Origin of the sequence: Streptomyces sp. PA03-1a, from assembly GCF_033792805.1 — a bacterium.
Taxonomy (GTDB): domain Bacteria; phylum Actinomycetota; class Actinomycetes; order Streptomycetales; family Streptomycetaceae; genus Actinacidiphila.
Map to the genome: position 1 here is coordinate 37,805 of NZ_JARAVO010000048.1, position 6,277 is coordinate 44,081.

General features: G+C 72.8%; 3 protein-coding genes. 1 reads left to right on the top strand and 2 read right to left on the bottom strand.

Annotated features, from left to right (window positions below; translation table 11 throughout):
- Positions 1-234: 234 nt before the first annotated feature.
- Positions 235-4,749, bottom strand: a complete 4,515-nt coding sequence (locus PV341_RS13525) for a cation-translocating P-type ATPase (RefSeq protein ID WP_500357887.1) — start codon at positions 4,747-4,749, stop codon at positions 235-237.
- Positions 4,746-5,267, bottom strand: coding sequence for a hypothetical protein (locus tag PV341_RS13530; RefSeq protein WP_500357889.1), 522 nt, complete (start codon positions 5,265-5,267; stop codon positions 4,746-4,748). Before PV341_RS13530 ends, PV341_RS13525 begins: the two co-directional genes overlap by 4 nt.
- Positions 5,268-5,405: 138 nt before the next feature.
- On the opposite strand from PV341_RS13530, the gene PV341_RS13535 reads away from it, so the two are divergent.
- Positions 5,406-6,137 carry a haloacid dehalogenase type II gene (locus tag PV341_RS13535; protein WP_500357891.1) on the top strand — a complete coding sequence of 244 codons (732 nt, stop codon included), beginning with the start codon at positions 5,406-5,408 and terminating at the stop codon, positions 6,135-6,137.
- Positions 6,138-6,277 lie beyond the last annotated feature (140 nt).

Sequence of the window (6,277 nt, forward strand, 5' to 3'; positions counted from 1 at the left end):
CCGTACACCCGTGCGGGAGGTCGCGGCGCGGTTCGCGCGGTGGCCGCGCGCCCTGCTGGTGACCTTCCTCGCCGGCACCACCCTGGCCCTGCTGCTGTGGGCGACGCTGACCAAGGGGGGCCCCGCTGGTGTGGGTCGGCGCGGCCTCGTGGGTCGTCACCTTGCTCGCCGCCGCATGGCCCACCTCGCAGAGGCGTTGGATCGGTTGGCGCAGGCGGGCCGTGTCACGGGCCCTCAGATGGTGGACGGTGAGTACGGGGCGAGCGCGGCGAGGGCCACTGCTGCGGTCACCCCGGCCCAGGCGACGGGGCCGAGCGGGGTACAGCCGAAGAACTGGCTCACGCCGGGGGTCTGGATGACCGCGATGAGCGCGGCGGCGGAACCGAGCACCGTGAGCCACACCATGGGGCTGTGACGGCGACCGGTCACGGTCTGCGTCAGCTGGGCACCGACCACTCCGCACAGCGCCATGGTGCTGGTACGCCGGGCGCTGCCAGGGGTGATGGTGCCGACCAGCCAGGCGGCCGCGGCGCCCAGAGCGGTGAGGATGCCGCGGTGGCGGATCTGCCGGGCCAGGGGTGCGCCCAGGGTTCCCAGGCCCAACGGTGCGGTGCCGGTCCGTTCCGCTCCCTGTTCCGTGTCGGCGCTGGTATCCGCAGTGCCTTGGGGGGTCACGGCGACCGCCATGGCCGGGAACATGTCCGTGAGCAGGTTGACCAGCAGCAGTTGCCGGGTGGACAGCGGGGACGTGCCGGAGACCAGGGTCCCGAACAGGGAGAATCCGATCTCACCGGCGTTGCCGCCGATCAGGACGGTCAGCGCGTCGGCGACGCTGTGCCACAGGGCGCGGCCCTCGGCGACCGCCTCGATCAGCGCGGAGAGTTCGTCGTTGACGATGACCAGGTCGGCGGCGTTGCGCGCGGCCGCGGAGCCCCGGACGGCTATGCCGACGCCGACGTCGGCGGCTCTGATGGCGGCCGCGTCGTTGGATCCGTCACCGACCATGCCCACGACTCGTCCGGATTCCCTGAGGGCCTCGATGACCTGGAGCTTCTGCTCGGGGGCGACTCGGGCGACGACGCCGCAGTCGCGTACGAGCTCCGCCCGTCCGGTGCGGTCACGGGCGGCAAGCTCGTCCCCGGTGACGACGGAGACGTCCTCGGGCCAGCCGAGTGCGACGGCCACGGCCTTGGCGGTTTCGGGGTGGTCACCTGTGAGCATCACGGGTCGTACGCCGGCCTTCCGGAGGCCTGAGATCAGCGGTGCCGCGTCGGAACGGGGGGTGTCCGCCAGCGCGATGAAGCCGGTGAGCATCAACTCGTGCTGTTCCAGGGGACTTTCCAGTGCACCCTCGAACTGGTCCGACTGCAGTTGGTGTTCCGCAACAGCCAGGACGCGCAAGCCCTCCGACGCCAGCCTCCGAGCGGTCTCCATCGTGTCGTCGGCGTCGGGGCAGAGGGGCAGCACCACCTCGGGGGCGCCCTTGACCACGAGCAGCGGGGTGTCCTCCGCGTCGTGACCGGTGGCCGAGGCGTAGCCGCGGGTGGCCTGGAAGGGCTGGGTGTCGCCGGGGGCCCACTCCGGGTCGTCGCCCGCCGCCTCGAGGACGGCACCGTCGGTGGCGTGCGCGTGAACGCCGTGGTCGTCGTCGGCCTGGGGGCAGGTCCGGGCGGCCTGCCGCAGGATCGCGTGGCCTTCAGAGGATTCGACGTCATGGTCGTGGCCGTCGGACCCGGCGGTGCGGACCACCCGCAGCCGGTTCTCGGTGAGGGTGCCGGTCTTGTCGAAGCACACCGTGTCCATCCGGCCCAGTGCCTCCAGGGTGCGCGGGGTGCGCACCAGCACTCCGTGCTCGGTCAGCCTGCGGGCGGCGGCCAGTTGGGCGACGGTGGCGGTGAGAGGCAGCCCTTCGGGCACGGCCGCGACGGCGACGGCCAGCCCTCCGGCCACGGCTTGCCGCACGGGGGTGCCGCGCAGCAGCGACACTCCGGTCACCGCGGCTCCGCCTGCCAGGGTGAGGGGCAGGACGGTCGAGGTCAGTTCGCGCAGGCGGGCCTGCACTCCGGGCGCGGGCGGCATCCGGGCGGCCAGGTGGGCGGCGCGGCCTGCCTCGGTGTCGTCTCCTGTGTCGACCACCACGGCACGACCGTGGCCCGCCACCACGGTCGCGCCCTGGAAGACCATGCAGTCGCGGTCGGGGACCGGGACCCGGGGGGTGGCTTCCACCTGTTTGAGGGTGGGCAGGGACTCCCCCGTCAGGGAGGACTCGTCGACCTCCAGGTCCTCCGCTTCGAGCAGCCGCGCGTCGGCGGGGATCACGTCGCCGGTCTGGAGGTCGATGATCTCTCCGGGGGTGAGCCGTCCGGCCTCGACGGTGCGCGTGTCGCCGGTGTCCGGGTCGACCACCCGGCGGGCCTGCTGACGCTGGCTCACGGCAAGTGCGGCCAAGGCCTGTTCGGCGCGGAGACGCTGGATGCCACCGACGAGGGCGTTGACGCCCATCGCACCGGTGACCAACAGGGCGTCCACAGCCGAGCCCAGCAGAGCGGAAGCGGTGGCCCCGACGGCGAGCACGGGGGTGAGGGGGTCGTTCAGCTCGGCACGGACCGCGCCGGCCAGACGACCCGTCAGGCGCAGTGGCGCGGCTACGGGTGACGCGGCCACGGCCTGGCGGACGCGCCCTGCCGCCGACCGGGCACGGGGCGTCTCATGGCGCAGCGACCGTTGCGTCTCCCGCAGCCGGTCGACGACCTCCTGGGGCTCCAGAGCATGCCAGGGCACACGCGGCCGGGGCCGCGGGACGTCGTGGTGCAGTACGTGCCGGGCGCCGCGCCAGCCGTCGACGAGGGCAACTGCCGCGGCGGCGTTAACCGGGCTCAGCCGCAGCCCCACACGCCAGGCGGCGCGACGTCCCCGCGAACCGCGTGTGAGCACCATCAGTTCCGACAGGGCAGCCCCGGCCTCGGCCAGGATCTTGGCGTGCCGGGCTGCGGTGTGGGCGCCCGGTACCGCGGTCAGCAGCCGCCACACGCCGGCCAGGTCGTCCAGGACGAGCGCGTCCGCGGCCCACAGCACGGCGCTGCTCCCATCGACGACGGTCACGGCCACGTCGCTGCTGAGCAGTCCCGTGGGCACGTCGTCGTCGGGTCCGGTACCGGGGGCCGCCCGAGCCACCGTGAGCACGATCCGCCGGGACTGCCGAAGTTGACGAACGAGGTCCGTCAAGGTGACGTCCTCGGGGGTGAGTTGGTCGGCGAGCGCGCCGAACTCGCCGAGGGTCCCGTCGTCAGCCACGACCACGTGCAGGCCGGCCCGGCGGGCCACGTCGAGCACCGCCTCGGCCAGCGGGTCGACTTCCCTGCCGACGAAGACGGTGCCCACCTCACGGTTGTCCTGGTCGAGAGCGGTCATCTGCCCGGTGCGGGTGCCGGGGGCGGTGCCGGGAGCAGGCCGCAGACGCACCTCTCGGCCGGTGCCGGATTCACCGTCCGTCGGCTGCTCGTCTTGGTCCCGAACCGTGGCCGCGGCGGCATGCCACAGCCGGTCGTGGTCCCAGTCGTCGCCCCGGGGGCTGACCTCCATAAGGGTTCGTTTGCGTCCACTGATCACGGAGTGGTGCAGCACGATCGTGTCGACCAGCTCCAGCTGCCGGATCCTTTCCAGGTCCCGTACGAGCACCTTGCGACGGGCCAGGCCGGTGCCCAGGGCGGCGGTGAACGTGACGGGCCCATAGCGGGCGGCCCGCGGCGCGGCGGCGAGCACCGCCTCGGCTGCCTCGGCGCCATTGCGCGTGAAGGCCAGCGTCGCAGCCGCACCCAAAAGCCCTCCAGTGACGGCCTGGTCCGCGTACTGCTGCGCCGGCAGCACATGAAGGCGGGGCCGCCGCACCCGGGCCGCGGGCAGACTCTCCCGTTCGGGCGCGCACAGCCGATCGTGGACCTCGTCGAACAACGCGGAACGCGCGACGGATTCGACGAGCTGACCCGCGCGCAGGGCTGCGTCCAGCATGAGAGCCGTCGGGGACTGCCCGAAGCCGTGGGCGGCGGCGTAAGCGGCGGAGAGGACCACATCGGTGGCCGGTGGCCCCAGCCTGCGCTGGAGCCAGGTCCGCGGTCGGGAGCCCTCGCGCAGCGCCGTCACGGCCGCGGTCACCATCCGAGGGGAGCTGGGCAGGCGCAGCACCCGCGCGGCTGTCGCGGTGACGATCCCGGCCACGTCGCAGCCCAGGGCGGCGGCGTGTACGCGAGCCGCCGGGGCCTGCCCGGGGTGGTCGTGGTCCAGCATGGGTTCCGCGGGTTGCTCCAGCTGGTGGGCGTCGGCGAGTTCCACCGCCCGGCCCGCCACCGCGTCGGCCACCGCGTCCTGTGCCAGCTGCACCACCAGCGATTCGAGGCCACCGTCCCAGTACGCCGCCAGCACCTCGGGGTGTTCGGCCAGCGACCGGGCTACCTTCTTCGCCGCCGCCTCCACCTGCCGGCGGTCCAAGGCCACGCCGGGGCGTGCCCGCAGAGGGACGTGCAGGCGGCGGTCGCCAACCCAGCAAGAGCCCGCGGTGACCGCCTGCTGGGTGGCCCGCCCCAGCCTCACCGCACCATGTGAGGCGGTCACGGCGCTGCGCACTGCCGCGCGCGCCCCGGCGTTCGCCAGAGGGACCACGTGACGCGCCACGCCAGTGGGCGCGCTCGCCGCAAGCCGCAGGCCCGCGGCGGGCAGCCCGATCAGCAGTCCAAGCCCGTCCAGCGGCCTCATGTGTCGGAGGCCTTCGCCTTCTTGCCTTCCTTCGCCTTGACCTTGGCCTTGCTTGGCTCGCCCTCGGGAGTAGGCAACTCATAGGGATCGGTCATCGCTGCCGGCCCTTTCTCGGCCGTGGGGGACTCGCGCGTCTCCGCTGCTGACATGTGCCCCTGCGCGTGGGATTCGGCCGGAATCCGCGTCTCCGGCGGGATCATCGAGTCCTGCATCTCCGGCGTGCCCTGCGCGGCCTGCGCCTGGGCCTGGTCCTGGACCGGCGCTTGGGCCCGCTTCGCGCCCGGCCGCTGCTGCGTCAGCCACACCGCGGCCGCGCCGGCGGCCGCGACCGGCCACTCGACGACCCCGGCAACGCCCAAGAGCCCGGCCCCGGTGTAGGCGGCCACCCGCCGCGTCCTCGGCGACACCACCCCGACCGTGTCCAGTACGTTGTCGACGGCCCCTTTGACCGTGTCCGCCCCTGGCAGACGCTGCGCCGTGGACTTCATCGTGTCGAGGGGGTGCGCCATCGCGTCCATGACGGCGGAGGATCCATTACGCCCACCTTCATCCATCTTTATCACCTCATATACGTGCTGCCCAGAAATGCGAGGCTGAACAATCCGCACCCAGGCGGCAACGCACGGAGGCCGCGCGCGCACCGACGGTGTCGCACGATGGAGAAACAGCGCACCAGCCACCGCTCAGGAGTCGTCATCGTGGCCGTGAACCGCATTGGCGTGATCGTCTTCGACGTGAATGAAACGCTCAGCGACATGACTCCCCTAGGCGATCGTTTCGCGGACGTCGGCGCGTCCGCCGACCTGCTGCCCACCTGGTTCGCCGGGATCCTCCGCGACGGTTTCGCACTGACGGCCGCTGGCGGGTACGCGGACTTCTCCGAGATCGCCACGGAAAACGCGCGTGCCCTGCTCACCGGGTTGGGCGACTGGACCGGTGACGCGGAGGTCGCCGCCCACCACCTGGTCGAAGGATTCGCCGCGCTCACCGTGCACCCGGATGTGCCCGAGGGCGTCCAGATGCTGCACGCCGCCGGCTACCGGCTGCTGACGATGACCAATGGCTCCCAGGCCACGACGCAACGGCTGCTCGACAGCGCCGGCCTGCTGGAGCACTTCGACGCCCTGCTGGACGTCTCGGGGCCGCGCTGCTGGAAGCCCTCTCGGGACGCGTACCTCCACGCCACGGACACCGCGGGCGTGCGGCCTGCCGAGGCGATGCTCGTGGCCGTGCATCCCTGGGACGTCGACGGCGCGCGACGCGCCGGTTTGGCGGGAGCGTGGCTGCGAAGGGGGCGCGCACACTATCCCGAAATCATGACGCCTGCGAACTGGGAAGCGGCTAGCTTGACGGAACTCGCCGAGAAGCTCCCCGAGGCGCGCCGCTAGGAGCCCTCGCTCAGGACTGTGCCTCGGCGACCTCTTCGACGACGTGGCGGTCGAGCGCCGCCCGCACCAGGGCGGCCGCGAAGACCGCGTGGGCGGCCTTGGGCACCAGGGCCGCCAGCTCTTCCGGCCGAGCCGGAAGG

Coding starts and splice junctions, on each gene's coding strand:
- PV341_RS13525 (WP_500357887.1), bottom strand. CDS start 4,749: ATGAGGCCGCTGGACGGGCTTGGACTGCTGATCGGGCTGCCCGCCGCG.
- PV341_RS13530 (WP_500357889.1), bottom strand. CDS start 5,267: ATGGACGCGATGGCGCACCCCCTCGACACGATGAAGTCCACGGCGCAG.
- PV341_RS13535 (WP_500357891.1), top strand. CDS start 5,406: ATGGAGAAACAGCGCACCAGCCACCGCTCAGGAGTCGTCATCGTGGCC.